Annotated in this window: 14 protein-coding genes; 12 read left to right on the forward strand and 2 right to left on the reverse strand. The window is 70.0% G+C overall.

Features of this window, described 5'->3' with window-relative positions:
- The first annotated feature begins 348 nt into the window (after positions 1-348).
- A complete protein-coding gene (locus ACFUPX_RS17895; RefSeq protein ID WP_383322695.1) occupies positions 349-2,112 on the forward strand; it encodes a putative Ig domain-containing protein in 1,764 nt (587 codons plus the stop codon).
- Between the two features lie 102 nt (positions 2,113-2,214).
- On the opposite strand, the gene ACFUPX_RS17900 is transcribed toward ACFUPX_RS17895, so the two are convergent.
- Complete coding sequence (locus ACFUPX_RS17900; RefSeq protein ID WP_383322697.1) at positions 2,215-2,676, reverse strand: SRPBCC family protein; 462 nt, start codon at positions 2,674-2,676, stop codon at positions 2,215-2,217.
- Between the two features lie 223 nt (positions 2,677-2,899).
- Here ACFUPX_RS17900 and ACFUPX_RS17905 point away from each other — a divergent pair, with 223 nt between their 5' ends.
- From ACFUPX_RS17905 to ACFUPX_RS17920, 4 genes are all read left to right on the forward strand, one after another.
- Positions 2,900-4,003 carry a DUF475 domain-containing protein gene (locus ACFUPX_RS17905; RefSeq protein ID WP_383322699.1) on the forward strand — a complete coding sequence of 368 codons (1,104 nt, stop codon included), beginning with the start codon at positions 2,900-2,902 and terminating at the stop codon, positions 4,001-4,003.
- Positions 4,004-4,074: 71 nt separating this feature from the next.
- Positions 4,075-4,776: a GNAT family N-acetyltransferase gene (locus ACFUPX_RS17910; protein WP_383322702.1), complete on the forward strand. Its 702-nt coding sequence runs from the start codon at positions 4,075-4,077 to the stop codon at positions 4,774-4,776.
- 155 nt (positions 4,777-4,931) lie between these two features.
- Positions 4,932-6,407, forward strand: coding sequence for an FG-GAP-like repeat-containing protein (locus ACFUPX_RS17915; RefSeq protein ID WP_383322705.1), 1,476 nt, complete (start codon positions 4,932-4,934; stop codon positions 6,405-6,407).
- Between the two features lie 130 nt (positions 6,408-6,537).
- Positions 6,538-8,181 carry a PucR family transcriptional regulator gene (locus ACFUPX_RS17920; RefSeq protein WP_383322708.1) on the forward strand — a complete coding sequence of 548 codons (1,644 nt, stop codon included), beginning with the start codon at positions 6,538-6,540 and terminating at the stop codon, positions 8,179-8,181.
- 39 nt (positions 8,182-8,220) lie between these two features.
- Here the strand turns inward: ACFUPX_RS17920 and ACFUPX_RS17925 are convergent, their stop codons facing one another.
- Positions 8,221-8,808 (reverse strand): isochorismatase family protein, encoded by a 588-nt coding sequence (locus tag ACFUPX_RS17925; protein ID WP_383322711.1) that lies wholly within the window; start codon positions 8,806-8,808, stop codon positions 8,221-8,223.
- Between the two features lie 349 nt (positions 8,809-9,157).
- Between ACFUPX_RS17925 and ACFUPX_RS17930 the strand changes: the two genes are divergently transcribed.
- From ACFUPX_RS17930 to ACFUPX_RS17960, 7 genes are read left to right on the forward strand one after another with little or no spacing between them, the layout of a single operon-like run.
- Positions 9,158-10,492, forward strand: a complete 1,335-nt coding sequence (locus tag ACFUPX_RS17930; RefSeq protein ID WP_383322714.1) for a serine hydrolase domain-containing protein — start codon at positions 9,158-9,160, stop codon at positions 10,490-10,492.
- 28 nt (positions 10,493-10,520) lie between these two features.
- Positions 10,521-11,426, forward strand: coding sequence for a serine hydrolase (locus ACFUPX_RS17935; protein ID WP_383322717.1), 906 nt, complete (start codon positions 10,521-10,523; stop codon positions 11,424-11,426).
- Between the two features lie 29 nt (positions 11,427-11,455).
- Positions 11,456-12,358, forward strand: a complete 903-nt coding sequence (locus tag ACFUPX_RS17940) for a serine hydrolase (RefSeq protein WP_383322721.1) — start codon at positions 11,456-11,458, stop codon at positions 12,356-12,358.
- Positions 12,359-12,391: 33 nt separating this feature from the next.
- Positions 12,392-13,972, forward strand: coding sequence for an ABC transporter substrate-binding protein (locus tag ACFUPX_RS17945; RefSeq protein ID WP_383322724.1), 1,581 nt, complete (start codon positions 12,392-12,394; stop codon positions 13,970-13,972).
- A complete protein-coding gene (locus ACFUPX_RS17950; RefSeq protein ID WP_383322726.1) occupies positions 13,969-14,997 on the forward strand; it encodes an ABC transporter permease in 1,029 nt (342 codons plus the stop codon). Before ACFUPX_RS17945 ends, ACFUPX_RS17950 begins: the two co-directional genes overlap by 4 nt.
- On the forward strand, positions 14,997-16,820 hold the full coding sequence (locus ACFUPX_RS17955; protein WP_383322729.1) for a dipeptide/oligopeptide/nickel ABC transporter permease/ATP-binding protein: 1,824 nt from the start codon (positions 14,997-14,999) through the stop codon (positions 16,818-16,820). The genes ACFUPX_RS17950 and ACFUPX_RS17955 overlap by 1 nt, the downstream gene beginning before the upstream one ends.
- A complete protein-coding gene (locus tag ACFUPX_RS17960; RefSeq protein WP_383322732.1) occupies positions 16,817-17,515 on the forward strand; it encodes an ABC transporter ATP-binding protein in 699 nt (232 codons plus the stop codon). Before ACFUPX_RS17955 ends, ACFUPX_RS17960 begins: the two co-directional genes overlap by 4 nt.
- Positions 17,516-17,582 lie beyond the last annotated feature (67 nt).

The following is a 17,582-nucleotide window of genomic DNA, read 5'->3' on the forward strand; positions in this document are numbered from 1 at the left end:
ACCGGGCACCGTAAGCGCGCGCCTGCCGCACCACAACGCCTGTGCACGGCCCGCCCGGCGGACGAGGGATCTCCCTGACAAGCCCGCCGTCCCGGCGGGGCCCGCCACGCCCGGCCCCGCTCCCTCCGGCATGCGGAACGCACGCGACAGGGGCCTTCCCGGATACCGCCGACGCCCCGGCACCAGGACGCTATGGGCCATCCCGACCCTCCCGACCCTCCGACCACCCCGGGAGACCCACCCCCGGGCTTGTCCACACCCGCCCCTGGACGCACCACATCGCCGCTGATGCACCGTCACCGGCGCCCTCCCCGAAAGAGCCGTTCCCCCCCGAAAGGAACACCCCCTATGCGACCCCTCTCTCAACGGCCGCTCCTGACCGGCCTCGTGGCCGCGGCGGCCCTCGCCGGACTGGCCGCCCTGCCAAGCCTGCCCGCCCACGCGGACACTCCCGCTCCCTCTCCCGGGACGACGGCCGAGCCGCGGCTGCCGGACGCACTCCGTGCGGCCCTGGCGCGAGACCTCGGGACGAGCCCCGCGGGCGTGACGGAGCGTCTGGCCGACGAGAGCCGGGCCCAGCGCGTGGCGACCGCGGTCCGCACCACGGTCGGCGACCAGGCCACCGCCCTCTGGTTCGACGCGGCCGACGGTCACCTCCACGCCGCCGTCACCACGCCCCGGGCCGCCGAGGCCGCGCGGGATGCCGGAGCGGTACCCCACCAAGCACGCCGTACGCGCGCCGAGTTGGAGACGGCGGCGCGGCAGGTCGGCAAGTGGAGCCGGGGAGTGCCCGGTGTGCGCTCGTGGGGTGTGGACGCTCGCGCGGAACGAGTCGAAGTGTCCGTCGACCCCGCCGCGTCGACCGCGGCCACCAAGGCCCTGCGATCGAAGCTCGCTTCCCTCGGCGGCCTCATACGGGTGGTCGAGTCCCGAGACGTACCCCGTCAGCAGGGCGGCGATGTCGTGGGCGGAGAGAAGTGGACGCCGGGCAGTGAGTCACCCTGCTCGGTCGGCTTCCCCGTGACGCGGACGAGTGGCGCGGGCAAGGCCTTCCTCACCGCCGGGCACTGCACGAACGACGTCAGCCAGCCCGCGTACGGCAAGGACGGCACGCGCGTGGGCACGTCGAACAAGAACGGCACCGGGTCGGTCAATGCCCGCGAAGGCGACATGGGCATCGTCGACGTCGACCAGGCGGGCTGGTCGCTGGCGCCCAAGGTGGCGGGCTGGGGCGAGGGTGATGTCACCGTGACGGGCGCCGCCGAAGCGGTCGTGGGCACGGCCGTGTGCCACTCGGGCCAGACGACCGGATACCGGTGCGGTGAGGTCACCAAGGTCGACCAGAGCGTCGACTACGGCAATGTGGTGATCGACGGGCTGTCGTACTCCAGCGCCTGTTCCGCGGGAGGTGACTCGGGCGGCAGTTACGTGACGCCCGCCGGGGGGCGGGCCGTCGGTCTCCACTCGGGTGGCGGCAGCGCGACGTGCACCGGCGGAAGCGGCGAGAAGTACACCATCTTCCAGCCGGTCAACGAAGCGCTCACGAAGTTCGGTGCCCAGCTGGTGACGTCGGACCCGCAGCCCGGCGAGGTGACCGTATCGGCGGTGTCCGCGCAGACCACCGCCACCGGCAGCCGGGTGGAGCTGCGCAACAGCGCGGAGGGCGGCACGGTTCCCTACACCTGGACCGCCACCGGCCTGCCCAAGGGGCTCTCCATCGACGCGTCCACCGGCACGGTCTCGGGCAGCCCGACGACCGCAGGCACCCACCAGGTGACGCTGACCGCGACGGACACGGCCGGAAAGAAGGGATCCACGTCCTTCGGGTGGACGGTGACGGCCCCCGGCACGGGCGCGCCGAAGCTTGCCGACCCCGGCAGCCAGAACGGCACCGTGGGACGCCCGATGAGCGTGCCGGTGAAGGCGACCGGCGGCACGGCCCCGTACACCTTCACCGCGACGAATCTCCCGGCAGGGCTGAGCGTTCACCCGACCACGGGCCTGGTCTCCGGCACCCCCACGAGCTGGGGCTTCCGCAACGCGACACTGACGGTCACGGACGCGGCGGGCAAGAAGGCCTCGGTCACCGTCACCTTCACGATCTGGTCGTGACCCACTGACCCGCTGACCGCTGCCCCATCGAACCGCCGCTCCCGGCCATGGCGACCGGGAGCGGCGGTTCTCGTGTTTCCCGCGACCGGGGGCAGGACTTCGCTACTCGACGTTCCGCGCCAGAATCCCGAGGGTCGCGCGAAGGCCCGCCTCAGGGATCACGGGGAAGATGCCCGCGTCCCGGTAGCGCTCCTCGATCTCGCTCCAGTCGTAGTACGAAGTGGCCAGAGTGCCGCCCTCGCTGGCCTCGAGCCGGTAGCCGTAGAGGTGCCGGATGGGCGGCTGCACCTGGCCGGAGATCGTCCACTCGATCAGGGCGTCCTGCTCGAACTTCGTGATGATCACGGTGACGTCGTACTTGCCCAGCGGGTAGTCGTTCAACGACTCGCGGTCCATGTGGACGACGAATTCGTCGCCGGCCGCGCGCGCGGATTCGCCCTCGGCGGACTGCAGCATTCCTGAGCTGTCGATCGCCACGTGCCCGGCGGGGTCGCACAACAACGCGAAGATCTTCTCCGGGGACGCGGCTATCTGGCGCTGCACTTCGAATCGCTCTGTCGTCATGTGGCCCACCCTTGCACGATCACGAAACCCCGGACCAGCGCAGGCCGATGGCTCCGGTCGCAGGACAGGGACGGATTCCATGGCGTGCGAAGGGGCGCGGAGGGGCATCAGGTCATGATGGCCTTGGTGATCAGCGTATGGGAGTGTTGGATGAACCGCCCGTAGTCGCTTTGCGCCCCCGCTCGACGTCCTGCGCCTGTGACGTCCCATGAAAGAGAAGCCAGTGGTTCTGAAAACCTTCGGCTGGTCGTTCGCGGTCACCGCGCTCGGCCTGGTCGCGGCGGTGTTCTATGACGGATGGGCGGCCATCGGGATCGTGGCGATCCTTGCCGTCCTCGAGGTCTCGCTGTCCTTCGACAACGCGGTGATCAACGCCGGAATCCTGAAGAAGATGAGTGCCTTCTGGCAGAAGATCTTCCTCACCATCGGTGTGCTCATCGCCGTCTTCGGCATGCGGCTCGTGTTCCCCGTCCTGATCGTCGCGATCAGCGCCAAGATCGGCCCGATCGAGGCCGTGCGGCTTGCCCTCAACGACAAGGACAAGTACCAGCAGCTGGTGACCGACGCGCACCCGTCGATCGCCGCGTTCGGTGGCATGTTCCTGTTGATGATCTTCCTCGACTTCATTTTCGCGGACCGTGACATCAAGTGGCTCGGCTGGCTCGAGCGACCGCTCGCCAAGCTCGGCAAGATCGACATGCTGTCGGTCTGCATCGCCCTCATCGTGCTCATGATCTCCGCGATGACCTTCGCCACCCACGCCCACCAGCACGGTGGCACGCACGTGGACAAGGCACAGACGGTGCTCATCTCCGGCATCGCCGGCCTCATCACGTACCTCGTCGTGGGCGGCCTGTCCGGCTTCTTCGAGAACCGCCTGGAGGAAGAGGAGGAGCGCGAACACGAGGCGGAGGAAGAGGCCAAGAAGAGCGGCAATGCCCCGTCCGCCGTCGTGCTTGCGGGGAAGGCCGCGTTCTTCATGTTCCTCTACCTCGAGGTCCTGGACGCGTCGTTCTCCTTCGACGGCGTCATCGGCGCCTTCGCCATCACGAACGACATCGTCCTGATGGCGCTGGGCCTGGGCATCGGCGCGATGTACGTCCGTTCGCTCACCGTCTACCTGGTCCGCCAGGGCACCCTGGACGACTACGTCTACCTGGAGCACGGCGCGCACTACGCGATCGGCGCTCTTGCCATGGTCCTGCTCGTCACCATCCAGTACGAGATTCCCGAGGTCGTCACCGGCCTGGTGGGCGTCGTCCTGATCGCCTGGTCCTTCTGGTCATCGGTACGCCGCAACAAACGGATCGCGGCAGGCGTGGGGTAGCGGAGCTGTCCGCAGGCCGGAGCCGCTCCCCGGCCGTAGCGTGGCCGGGGAGCACACATCCTGGAGATCTGGTGACATCACGTCTGAACGCGTACGACCAGCCCGTCGGCGCGTCACTCCCCAACTGGACACCCCGCCCGGCCCCGGCCCGGGTCGACCTGGACGGCGCGTACTGCCGTATCGAGCCGCTCGACGCCGAGCGTCACGCCGACGACCTCTACGCGGCGTACGCGACCGCGACCGACGGCCGGAACTGGACCTACCTGCCCGACGAGCCCTTCGAAAGCGCCGGCCAGTACCGCCGCTGGGCCGAGGCCGCGGCCCGCAGCGCCGATCCACTGCACTACGCGGTGATCGACCGTACGTCGGGCAAGGCGGTCGGCACCCTGTCGCTGATGCGCCACGACCCGGCCAACGGGGTCGTCGAAGTCGGCTACGTGGTGTTCTCGCCGCTGATCCAGCGCACCCCGCTCTCCACCGAGGCGCAGTACCTACTGATGGCCTACGCCTTCGACAAGCTCGGCTACCGGCGCTACGAGTGGAAGTGCGACGCCCTCAACGCCCCGTCGCGCAAAGCGGCCGAGCGGCTCGGCTTCACCTTCGAAGGCGTGTTTCGCCAGGCGGTGGTCTACAAGGGGCGCAACCGCGACACGGCCTGGTACTCGATCGTCGACGGTGAATGGCCGCGGCTTCGCGAGGCGTTCCGCGCCTGGCTGGCGCCGGAGAACTTCTCGGAGGACGGACGGCAACGCCGCTCGCTGAGCGCGATGTAGATCGGCTGCTCTCCCGAGCGGGTCGGCCCGTCGGATGGAAACGCTTGATTCAAGTGCCGTTCAGCGCACAACCATCAGCCGTTTCCGCGTGTCTCGCAGATGAATCACATCAGCGCGCACGCGTCTCGACATCGCTCGCGCTCCAAGGAGGAATCGTGGTCATCCGCAGACCCGCCATATCGACCGCCGTGGCCGCCGCCCTGATCGGATCGCTCGGCGTGCCGATCGTCGCGGGCACCGCAGCCGCACAGGACGGCGCCGCCACCGTGCGCGAGGACTTCGACGGCGACGGCTATCAGGACGTCGCCGTCGCCGCTCCCGGTGCGAAGGTCGGTGGCCATATCGGGGCCGGCTACATCACGATCAGCTACGGCTCGGCGCAGGGCATCGACCCCGAGCGCACCACGGTCATCACCCAGGACGCCCCGGGCGTGCCCGGCGAATCGGGCGACGACAATGGCTTCGGCTACACGATGGTCTCCCGTGACCTGGACGGCGACGGCCTGACCGACCTGGCGGTGAGGGCCCGCAGCTACCGGCCGGATGACAACGTCAACGGATCGGTCATCGTCCTGTGGGGCCGCAAGGGCGGCATCTCGGGCCAGGACGCCGTCCTCGTCCCCGCACCGGCGAACGCGGAGGTCGGGGACCACCTCACCGCGGGCGACTTCGACGGTGACGGGCACCCGGACCTGTTCATGCGCAACGGCGACGACTACGACTACCACGACGTGCTCCACGGCCCCTTCGGCCGGGACGGCGTCCCCGCCCGCTCGCAGCAGCTGAAGGTGTTCAGCACCGACAACTCCATCAACTCGACGGCCACGGGCGACTTCAACGGCGACGGCATCGAGGACCTCGCGACCTTCTACGTCTACGAGAACCACGCCGAGGGCGGCAAGCTGTGGCTGGGCAGCAAGTCCGGCCTGTCCACCGTCCCCAAGGCCCTGAACTCCGCGTCCAGCACCGCCGTCGCCGACTTCGACCAGGACGGCTACGCGGACCTCGCCACCCGGATCTTCCCGAACGGCGACACGGAGGGCACCGAGGAGGACCCCGGCACCGTCAAGATCTATTACGGTTCGCCGTCCGGCCCCAGCCAGACCCGTACACAGACGATCACGCAGAACACGGCGGGCGTGCCCGGGGCGAGCGAGAAGGGCGACCAGTTCGGCGGCCGGCTGAGCGCGGGCGACGCGAACGGCGACGGATACCCCGACCTGGCCGTCGGCGTCCCCGGCGAGGCGATCGGCTCGAAGAAGAAGGCCGGCGCCGTGGTGCTGCTCAAGAGCGGCAAGGACGGGCTCACCGGCAAGGGCGCGCAGGCCTTCCACCAGGACACGGCGGGCGTGCCGGGTGCCGCGGAGTCCGGCGACGTGTTCGGCGGGTCGGCACGACTGCTCGACGTGACGGGTGATGGCAAGGCGGATCTGACCGCGGGCGCGCCGGGCGAGAACCTGGGGACGGTCGTCAACGGCGGCGCGGTGTGGCTGCTGCGAGGCGCCGCCTCCGGTCTGACGGCATCGCAGTCGGTCGCGCTGAACCCGACGGACATCGGTGCACCGTCGGCGAAGGCGTTTTTCGGCTTGAACCTGAGCGGCGACAACGGCCCCGGAACGGTGATCCCCTAGGGCTCGGCACAGGACCGCAGGACCGCAGGCTGCCGGGGCCCCCTCAGGCTGGTACGAGCAGACGACTCCTGATCCCAGAGTTGTTCGGGCGTACGAACCTGAGGGATGGTTGCCCTTTTAGCCTGAGGTGGTGATCAGTCACGTGTCGGTGAATCTCCGCACCAGTCTTGCCCGTGTGCTCGAAGATTTCAGCCCTGCCCTGCTCGACCTTGTGCACGGCAGGCCCGAGCTGGTCGACGAGGTCGGCGGGGTCGTCATCCACGACCCGGGGGACGAGGTCACCTACCCGCAGCGCGCCATGGTGCTCGGCGTCGGTGTCTACGGGACGGAGCAGATCGCCCGGCTCATGCACGAGCTGGGCGATCACGGCGCGGCCGCCCTGGTGGTGCGCGGTCCCGTCGAGCACGGCGAGGCGCTGGCCACGGCGTCCGCGGCCTCGGGGGTGGCACTGATCGGCCTGGCGCAGGGCGCGTCCTGGTCCCAACTGACACAGCTCCTGCGGACGTTGCTCACCGAAGGGGATGTCGGTGATTCGGGGGCGGAGTCACTGGGAGGGGTTCCCTCCGGTGATCTGTTCGCGCTGGCCAACGCCGTCGCGACGCTGCTGGACGCGCCGATCACGATCGAGGACCGCCGTCAGCGGATCCTGGCGTTCTCCGGCAGGCAGGACGAAGCGGACCAGTCACGCGTGGCCACGATCCTGGCCCGCCAGGTGCCGGAGGGGTATCTGCGGATCCTGGAGAGCCGCGGCGTCTTCAACGAGCTGTACCGCAGCGACCGTCCCGTCCACATCGCCCCCGCCACGATCGAGGAGGGGGAGACGGCCATCCCGCGGGTCGCCGTCGCGGTGCGGGCCGGTGACGAGTTCCTGGGGTCGGTGTGGGCCGCGGTCGAGGAGCCGCTGACCCCCGATCGCGAGCAGGCGTTCCAGGATGCGGCGAAGCTCGTCGCCCTGCACCTGCTGCGCCACCGGGCGGGCGCCGACGCACAGAACCGGCTCCGGGCCGACCTGGTGAGCACGGTGCTGGAGGGCGGCATGGGGGCGGCCGACGCCCTGGACCGCCTGGGGCTCGTGGAGGAGCCCACGGTGGTGATGGCCATGGGGGTCACCGGCGAGAAGGGCGACCATGCCCAGCTCGCCGCGGAACGACAGAGGCTGACCAGCGCCCTGGGCATCCACCTCAACGCGGTGCAGCCACGGTCGGCTCTCGCGCTGCTCGGCGATGTGGCCTACGCCGTCGTCCCGGTGCCCGCGGACCCCGCGGCCGGCCGGGAGCGGGCGATGCAGATCGCGGCCAACTTCGTGGAGCGTGCCGGCAAGCGGGCGCAGGCGGTGATCGGCATCGGATCGGTGGCGACCGACCCGTCGGCGCTGGGCCGCTCACGCACCAGGGCCGACCGGGTCCTGCGGGTGCTGATGAGCGACCAGAGCGGCAGGCGGGTCGCCTCGATCGGCGACGTATACATCGACGCACTGCTGCTCGACCTGCGGGACCTTGCCGCCGTGCAGGGCGACGAACTGCTCAGCCCGGTGGCCCGATTGGTGCACTACGACGCCAAGCACCGGTCCCACCTGATCGAGACGCTCCGCGCGTGGCTGGACGCCTTTGGCGACATCATCGGAGCGTCGGCGAGCGTGTTCGTCCACCCCAACACCTTCCGCTACCGCATCCGGCGGGTCGCCGAGGTGGCGGAGGTCGACCTGCAGGATCCCTCGGTGCGATTCGCGCTCATGCTGCAACTGCGGTTGATGAACCCCTGCGCGCCGGAGTGAGCGGGGCAGACGTGCGTGGTGACCGCAGTGCACCGGCAGTCAGAGCCTGACGCCGGGCGGCACCGTGAGATCGGAGGTCGCCTCGTGGAAGGCGTTGGCCCGCTCGATGGTGCGCACCCAGTCGTAGAAGAGTTCCTTGGCGGACAAGGTCTCGATGCCGGATGCCGCGAGACGGCGCAGCCCTGCCTCGTGGGCCCGCCCGGGTGAGAAGGCCGCGTCGTCGACGACCACGACGCGCTTACCCGCCGCGTGGAGCCGAAGGGCCGAGTGCGCGACGCAGATGTCGGTCTCCAGGCCGACGAGCACGGTCGTGCCGCGCCCGGTCGCCTCGATGCCTCCAGCGATCTCCGGGTTGTCCCAGACGGAGAAGGCGTTCTTCGGGAAGGTGACCGCGTCGGCCGGAAGAGCCACGCGGATGGTGTCGTCGGTGTGGTCGTTGTAGTCGGGCTCCTCCTCGGTGACGACGACGGGGACGTTCAGTTCGCCTGCGACGCGGGCGATCCAGGCGATGCGCCGCACCGTCTCGTCCAGGCGGAGGCGGTCCACGTCCAGCCGCTTGGGCGGATAGAAGTTTCTCTGCGCATCGATGACCACCAGGACGCAGTCGTCGACTTCGAGCAAGGGCATGTTCGTCTCCCCAAGGGTCCTAAGAGCGGTCGTTTGGTACGAGGACGGCGACGCCCCGTGTCGGTGGCGCCGCCGATCGATGACTTCAGCCTAGGCATGACGCACCGACGCGTGATCGTCGCCAACTACGAGCCAAGCCACCTGACTTCGTACGGGTATCCCGTCCCCACTCGCGGCGGTGCGGACATCCCACCGTGAGGACTGTGCAGCGCACAGTCACACCTGAGCTCCCTTCGTACGCCGATACGAAGCCGGCTCTGTCCTTTCGTCTGCCGGTCCATCAGGAGCGCGGAGATGCAGCCATAGTGTGGCGTTCTCGCCGCTCCCTCCTCGCTTCAAGGACGGTTCCGTGACTCCCAGCATTGACATCGGCCATTGGCGCAGCCGACTCGCGGCGCTGGCCGATGAGTTCGAGGTGCCTGGCGCATCCCTGGCCTTCTCCCACGAGAGAGCCGAGACCCTGGCGTGCGCCACAGGCGTGCTCAACCGGTCCACCGCAGCGCCGGTGAGCGTGGACTCCCTGTTCCAGATCGGGTCCATCACCAAGGTGTGGACCACTACACAGCTGATGCTGCTCATCGAGCAGGGACGGCTCACTCTCGAAACCCCGGTGGCCGGCGTGCTGCCCGAGTTCGCGGTACGCGACACCCGGGCCACGCGCGCCGTCACCGTACGCCAACTGCTGACCCACACCTCGGGCATCGACGGGGACCTGTTCGTGGACACCGGGCGCGGTGGCGACTGTCTGCGGAGGTACGTGGAGGCTTGCGCCGGGCTCGACCAGCTGTTCTCGCCGGGGGCCGGGCAGTCGTACTGCAACGCGGGGTTCGTCATCGCAGGGCGCATCGTGGAGCGCCTGACCGGGCTGGAGTGGGATGAGGCGCTGAAGGCTCAGATCATCGAGCCGCTGGGCCTGACCCACACATGCACGCTGCCCGAAGACGCTCTGCGCTTCGCGACGGCGCTGGGCCACGGCGACGACGGCGCACCGGCCGACGTGTGGGGGCTGCCGCGATCCATGGGCCCGGCCGGCCTGGTGTGCGCCCGCGCCAAGGACGTCGTGGCGTTCGGCCGTGCCCACCTGACCCCGGGGGCCCTGCTCGCCGATCCGCAGGCACTGCGCGTCCCGCAGGTGCGGGTGCCCAACCCGTACGTCGACGCCGAACAGTGGGGACTGGGCTGGGGGTTGACGTCCTGGGACGGCAGACAGGTCGCCTTTCACGGCGGGGACACCATCGGACAGCACGCCATGCTCTGGGTGCTGCCCGCCACCGACACCGTGGTCGCCCTGCTGACCAACGGCGGGCGCGCATGTGAGTTCCAGCACGCCGTGGCCAGTGAGCTGTTCCAGGAACTGGCGGGCGTCACGGTGCCCGCCCCGCTCACCCCGCCCACCCAGCCCGTGGCGGTGGACACGGAACGCTTCGCGGGCGTGTACGAGCGGGCCGGCAGCCGCATCACCGCGACCGTCCACGCGGGCGCGCTGCGCCTTCGCACCGAGCCCACCGGCGCTCTCGAAGGACTCGCCCCCGTAAGGGAGTTCACGCTGACGGCCGTGGACGAGAACACCTTCCTGGCCCGCCACGACCAGGCGTCGCTGTGGGACGCGGTGGTGTTCGAGACCGCTCCGGACGGCACGTCCTTCCTGCGCTACAGCGGCCGGGCCACACCCAAGGCGCGCTGACCCCGCCCTCACTTCCAGTGGAGCAACTGTGAACGCACCACCCCACCTTCCGGACACCGCACCGGCTGATCGCATCGCCGCGCTCTTCCAGGACGCCGGAGCCGACGGATACGTCCACGTCCGTGACGTGGACAGCGCCGCGGAGGTCTCCTACCGGGCCGACGCCCCGGTGATCCTGGCCTCCGTACGCAAGATCGCGATCGCCCTGGAGTACGCACGACAGGCGGCGGCGGGCACCCTCGATCGCGCCGGGCGGCACACCGTGGCCGTGGCCGAGAAGGAGGGCGGCGGCATCGGCACCGACGGCTGCCTCGACGATGTCGTGCTCGCCGCCCGGGACTTGGCGTACTTCATGATGACGATGAGCGACAATGCCGCCACCGACAAACTCCTCTCCCTCGTCGGCGCCGACAACGTACGGGCGACCCTGGCCGGGCTCGGATGCACCGGCTTCCCCGTCGGTACGGGCCGGGAGCTGTACGGCCGCGAGTGGGACGAGTTGGGCATTGACCCGGACGCGGACATCGACACGCAGCTCCAGCACATCAGTGACGACCGGATCCGCGCCCTGTCGGTGCTCGACCCCCGGCGCGCCCAGGCCGGCACACCCCGCGAGGTCACCGGACTGCTCACGGCGATCTGGCGCGACGAGGCCGCCACCGCCGAAGCCTGCGCCGAGGTAAGAGGCCTGATGGCTCATCAGCTCTCGACACACCGGCTGGTCGCCGCCTTCGAGGACGGCATCGAGGTCGCGGCCAAGAACGGCTTCATGTGGAACCTGCGCAACGAAGCAGGCGTCGTCAGCTACCCCGACGGCAGACGCTACGCCGTGGCCGTCTTCGCGCGCACCCACTCCCTGGCCGTGCGCCAGCCCAGGGCGGACGCCGTGATCGGGAGCGTCGCGCGTACCGCCATCGATTTCCTCCGTCGTTGAACACCTGTCCCCGGCGCAAGGAGCAGTGCATGAGCAGCGACCAGACCACCGCGGACCCCGCGGTGACACCGGCCCTGGCAGCGATATTCGCCGACGCCCAGGCAGAAGGATTCGTCCACGTACGTGATCTCGACGGCCCGGCGGAGGTGTCCCACCGCGCCGACGAGCGGGTGGTCCTGGCCTCCGTCTTCAAGATCCCGATTCTCCTTGAGTACGCCCGCCAGGCAGCGGCCGGACACCTGGACCGACAGGCGCGGCACACGGTCACCGCCGAGTACCGCATGGGTGGTTCGGGCAGCGACGGATGCCGGTACGACATCGAGCTGAGCACCCGCGACCTCGCCCACCTGATGATGTCCATCAGCGACAACGCGGCAACCGACGTGCTCCTCGACGCCGTCGGCGAGGCGAACGTCCGCGCCACCCTTGACGCCTTGGGCTTTCCCGGCTTCGGAGTGTCCGGCTGCCGGGCGCTCGACCTGCCGGTCCGCCGTGAGCTGGGCATGGCGGACGGCGCGGATTTCGACACCTGCGTGGCACGGGCCACCGAGGAGGAGATCCGGCAGCTCAGCGTGCGCGATCCCGCCCGTGTGCCCTCCAGTACTCCTCGGGAAGTGGCCGACCTGCTGGCCGCGATCTGGCACGACCGGGCAGGGACCGCCGAAGCCTGCGCCGAGGTGCGCGCCGTCATGGCACGGCAGGTGTGGCAGCACCGACTGACCTCCGGCTTCGAGGACGGCGTACGCATCGCGGGCAAGACCGGCACCGAGTTCGGCATCCGCAACGAGGCCGGTGTCGTCACCTATCCCGACGGCAGGCGCTACGCCGTCGCCGTCTTCCTGCGCACCCGCTCGATGGCCGAGCGCGACCCCCGCGCCGACGCGGCCATCGGGCGTGCGGCGCGCGTGGCCGTCGACTGGCTGCGCGGCTGAGCAACACCCTCACCTTCCCCCTTGGAGTACTCGATGACACGCGTGCGCGTCATGGCCTGGTGTACCGCGGTGTCGCTGCTGGCCGCGGGATGCGGCACGGCCCAGCCGGCCGGTTCGGCAGGCGGCGACACCTTCAGCTTCGCGATCAAAGGCGACCCGGGTCTGCTGGATCCGGCGCAGGTACGCAACACCAACACCTATACGGCGTTGTCGCTGGCCTACGACACCCTCATCCACGTCTCACCGGAAGGGAAGGTCGTCTCCGGGCTCGCCCGTGCTTGGGACGTCCGCCCCTCGTCGGTCACGTTCACCCTGCGCCGTGATGTCACCTGCGCCGACGGCAGCCGGGTGACCCCCGGCACCGTCGCCGAGAACGTCCGGCACGTGACCGACCCGGCCACCAAGTCACCGACTCTCGGCGTCACCGTCCCCGAGGGCCTGAAGGCCACGACCGACAAGGCCTCGAACACCGTCACGCTGTCCACGCCGAAGCCCTTCGGGTTCATTCTGGAGAGCACCCGCTTCATGTTCCTGGTGTGCGGCAAGGGGCTGAAGGACCGCTCCGTCCTCGCACACGGCACCTCAGGTTCCGGGCCGTTCCAGCTCAGCTCCGCCCAACCCAACCAGCGCTACGCCTTCGACCGGCGCAAGCACTACGGATGGGGGCCGGGCGGCAAGGGCACCGACGATCCGCGTACCCCGGGCCGGGTGGTGCTCCAGGTGGTCCCCAGCGAGCAGACCGCGGCCAACATGATGATCTCCGACCAGCTCAACGGCACGATGCTGAACGGACCCGACCGGGCCCGCATGCGGAAGATCCCCGGAGTGACGACCACCGAACAGTCCATCGGCCCCTCGGAGTTCCTCTTCCACCAGGGCAAGGGGCACCCCGGACAAGACCCGGCTCTGCGCACCGCGCTGCTCCAGGCTGTCGACCTGCGGGAGTTGGGCGCCATCGCCTCCAGCGGCACCGGGCGCAAGGCCACCGGACTCGTCCAGAACCCGCGCCCGTGTCCCGGCGACACGGTCTCCGGCACCCTTCCCGCATTCGACAGGGCGGCGGCCGAGAAGGCCCTGGACCGCGCGGGCTGGCACCGCGGCGCTTCTGGCGTACGCACCAAGGACGGCAAACGCCTGAGCATCCGCATGGTCTACGGCGCCTCCTCGGGCGAGGCCGCCACCGCCGCGGCCGAGTACCTGGGCAAGGCGTGGCAGGACGTCGGTGTAGACGTCCGGCTGCGAGGCGTCGTCGATGCCGCTTACGCGGAAGTGGAATCGGTGACCCAGGACTGGGACGTGATCTGGGAGCCCCTGGGCGTCACCCTGCCCACCCAGCTGCTCGGCATGCTGTCGGGGCCCTTCACCCCGGACGGCGGCAACTTCGCGCATCTGACCAACAAGCAGTACGAGGAGGCGACCAGGCGGGCGGGGAAGCGGCCCGGCGCAGCGGGCTGCACACTGTGGCGGGCCTCGGAAGTCTCCCTGCTGCGCAGCGCGGACATCGTGCCCGTCGTGGACCGCACCGCCGTCGTCGCGGCCCGCAACTCCACCTTTCACCTCACCTCCGGCCTGTTCGAGCCGACCTCGATCCACCTGACCGGAGGCCCACGTTGAGCACGCCCGCCCATGTCGACGACGCTTCCGCCGCTCCCCGCTCGCGGGCCACCCGCACCCGGACCTTGACCCCGCGGTTCCTCGCCAAGCACCTGGTGCGTTTCGCCCTGTCCCTGACGGCCCTGCTCGTGGCGTCGTTCGCGATGATCCACCTGATTCCCGGTGATCCGCTGCGCAAGATGCTCGGCCCCACCGCACCCAAGGAACTGGTCGAGCGGCGCCGCCATGAACTCGGCCTCGACGACTCCATCCCTCTCCAGTTCGTCCACTACGTACAGGACGTGTTCAGCGGCGACCTGGGGACCTCCTTCATCTCGGGACAGCCGGTGACCCAGATCGTCGCGGACGGGCTGCCCAACACGGTCGCGCTCGCCTCGCTGGCGACCCTGGTGGCGCTGTTGCTGGCGATCCCGCTCGGGATGTGGGGCGCCATCCGTACAGAGAACGGCAGGAACCAGGGCACCGAGAGTGCCTTCGGAGCCCTGACCGGGGCGGCGGTGGCCGTGCCCGAGTATCTCTACGCCCTGGTGCTCGTGATCGTGTTCGCGCTGACGCTGGGCTGGCTGCCGCCCGCCGGACTGACCGGCCCGGCCTCGTACATCCTTCCCGTCATCGCCCTGGCCGTCGGACCCGCCGCGATGATCGCCCGGGTCGCCCGGGTGGAGACGCTGCGGGAACTCGGCTCGGACTACATGCGCCTGGCCCGCGCCAAGCGCCTGCCTGCGGGCCGCCTGTACGCACGCCATCTGCAGCCCAACACCCTCACCGCGACGCTCACCATGGGCGGCCTCCTGCTGAGCGGGCTGATCACCGGCAGCGTGCTGGTGGAGAACGTGTTCGCCTGGCCGGGACTCGGGCTGCGGACGGTGGAGGCGATCACGCAGAAGGACTATCCCGTCGCCCAGGCCGTGATCCTCGTCTACGGCGCGATCGTGCTCGGCGTGAACTTCGTGGTCGACGTCGCGCTGGGCGCCCTGGACCCCAAGTCCGCCCTGACCGCCCCGACCGCCCGCCAGGAGAGCTGATGCGACGCCTGCTCAAGAACCCTTCCGCGCTCACCGGCGCCGTCATCGTCCTGTCTCTGCTCGTCCTGGCCGTCGTGGCACCGATGATCTGGGGCGACGCCGCCTCCCGCTTCGACCCCGACGCGATCAACACGGGCTCCTCGACAGCGCACCCGCTCGGCACCGACGCGCTAGGCCGCGACCTGCTGGCCCGCACCCTGGTGGCCACCCGCCTCTCGCTGGAACTCGCGGCGCTGGCCACACTGATCGGCTCCGCGCTCGGCATCCTCCTCGGCGTGCTGCCGACCGTGCTGCCGCGAAGGCCCGGACGCCTCGTCATCGGGGTGGTGGACGCGCTGGTGGCCTTCCCCTCCCTGCTCCTGGCGATGTTCACTGCCGTCATCGTCGGACTCGGCGCGCGCGGCGCGGTCCTCGGCATCGGAGTCGCGCTCGCCCCCACCTTCGCCCGCATCACCCACACGCTGACCTCGTCCATCGCCCAGGCCGACTACATCGCCGCCGCCCGCATGCTGCGCGTATCGCGCCTTCGGGTGCTGACCCGGCATGTGCTGCCGAACATCGCCGAACCCCTCATCCTCAACGTGACCCAGGCGATGGGCGGCGCGCTGCTCGGCCTGTCCGCGATGTCCTTCCTCGGCCTGGGCGTGCAGCCGCCGTCCTACGACTGGGGCCGCCTGCTGTTCGAAGCCTTCGGCCATGTCTACGTCACTCCCGTCGTCATCGCCGGGCCCGCCATCGCCGTGACCTCCGCCGGCATCGGCTTCGCCCTGCTCGGCGACGCGTTCGCCAAGGCAGCCGCGCGTACACCCCGGGCCTCCGGCGCCGTCACCCTCCCCGAACCAGCGCCCGCCGCCTGCGATGCCCCCGCATCGGACGTCATTTTGGACGTACGCGACCTGACCGTCGCCTTCCCCGGCGACATCCGGCCCGTCCGCGAGCTGTCCCTCACCGTCCACGCGCGCGAGATCGTCGGCCTGCTGGGCGAATCCGGCAGCGGCAAGAGCATGACGGCCGCGGCCATCGGCCAACTCATCCCGTATCCCGGACATGTCACGGCCGCCCGATACCGGCTGTGCGGCACCGAGGTGAAAACGCTCGACGCCCACGATCGCCGCAAACTGCTCGGCTCGTCCCTGGCCATGGTCTTCCAGGACCCCACAGCCTCGCTCAACCCCGCGCTGCGGATCGGCGGGCAGCTCGCCGAGGTCGCCACCGTGCACGCGGGAGCCACCAAGGCCCAGGCACGGCAACGCGCCATCGAACGCCTCGACCAGGTCCGCATCCGGGAACCCGAACACACCGCCGCCCAGCACCCCCACGAACTGTCCGGCGGCATGCGCCAGCGTGCCGTCATCGCCATGGGCCTGATGGGCACACCTCAGCTGATCATCGCTGACGAGCCCACCACCGCACTCGACGTCACCGTGCAGCGTGAAGTCCTGCGCCTGTTGCGGGAAGTCGTCGACGACAGCGGCGCGGGCGCCCTGTTCATCTCGCACGACATCGCCGTCGTCAGCGAACTCTGCGACCGCGTGGTGGTCATGTACGCGGGCCGGATCGTCGAGGAACTGTCCGTGCACAAGCTCGCCGACCAGGCCGCCCACCCCTACACCCGGGCACTCGTCGGCTCCCTGCCCGACATGGACACCGACCGCACCCAACCCCTGGACACCATCCCCGGCCGCCAGCCCGCCCCCGCCGAGGTGGGGTCCGGATGCGCCTTCGCCGACCGGTGCGCCCTGGCCACCGACCGCTGCCGGACACGACCCGCCCTTGTGGAACTGACCCCGGGACACAAGGCCGCCTGCTGGGAGGCACAGTGAAGATCAGCGAACTGACCGTGCGCTACGGCACGTTCACCGCCGTCGACCACGTCACCCTGGACGTACCGCCCGGATCCGCGCTCGGCCTGGTCGGCGAGTCCGGATCAGGCAAATCCACGCTCGCGCGCGCCGTCGCCGGACTCACACCTCACCGAGGTTCCGTCACCGGCATCGACCGGGCCAGGATCCAGATGGTCTTCCAGGACCCCTACTCCTCACTCAACCCGCGCATGAGCGTGGGACATGCCATCGCCGAAGGCGTCGGCCCCCGCAATGGGTCCGTCGCGAGGCGGGCAGAGATCGAACGCCTCCTGGACCTCGTGGCGCTGCCCGCCGCGGCGGCGCGGAAGTACCCCCGGGAGCTGTCCGGCGGGCAGCGTCAGAGGGTCGCGGTGGCCCGCGCACTGGCCGCGAGGCCGGATCTGCTCATAGCCGATGAGATCACCTCCGCACTCGACGTATCGGTCCAGGGCGCCGTCCTGAACCTGATCCGCGAACTCCGTGCCGAACTGGGCCTGTCCATGCTGTTCATCTCGCACAACCTGGCCGTGGTGCGCTACGTCACCGACACCGTTGCGGTGATGCGCGCGGGCAGCCTGGTGGAAGCGGGACCGGTGGACGAGGTCATCGGCTCACCCCGCCACACCTACACCCGCACCCTCCTGGATGCCGTGCCCCGCTTGCAGCGCCACTGACTCACAGCAGTGAGCCGGCCCCTGGAGCAGGATCCGTGCGGGATCTGCCCCAGGGGCCGGCTCACTA

It is taken from the genome of Streptomyces sp. NPDC057302 (assembly GCF_042667685.1).
GTDB lineage: Bacteria > Actinomycetota > Actinomycetes > Streptomycetales > Streptomycetaceae > Streptomyces.

Excerpts from the sequence above, each read along its gene's own strand:
- ACFUPX_RS17895 (WP_383322695.1), top strand. The coding sequence starts at position 349 with ATGCGACCCCTCTCTCAACGGCCGCTCCTGACCGGCCTCGTGGCCGCG.
- ACFUPX_RS17900 (WP_383322697.1), bottom strand. The coding sequence starts at position 2,676 with ATGACGACAGAGCGATTCGAAGTGCAGCGCCAGATAGCCGCGTCCCCG.
- ACFUPX_RS17925 (WP_383322711.1), bottom strand. The coding sequence starts at position 8,808 with ATGCCCTTGCTCGAAGTCGACGACTGCGTCCTGGTGGTCATCGATGCG.
- ACFUPX_RS17940 (WP_383322721.1), top strand. The coding sequence starts at position 11,456 with ATGAGCAGCGACCAGACCACCGCGGACCCCGCGGTGACACCGGCCCTG.
- ACFUPX_RS17945 (WP_383322724.1), top strand. The coding sequence starts at position 12,392 with ATGACACGCGTGCGCGTCATGGCCTGGTGTACCGCGGTGTCGCTGCTG.
- ACFUPX_RS17955 (WP_383322729.1), top strand. The coding sequence starts at position 14,997 with ATGCGACGCCTGCTCAAGAACCCTTCCGCGCTCACCGGCGCCGTCATC.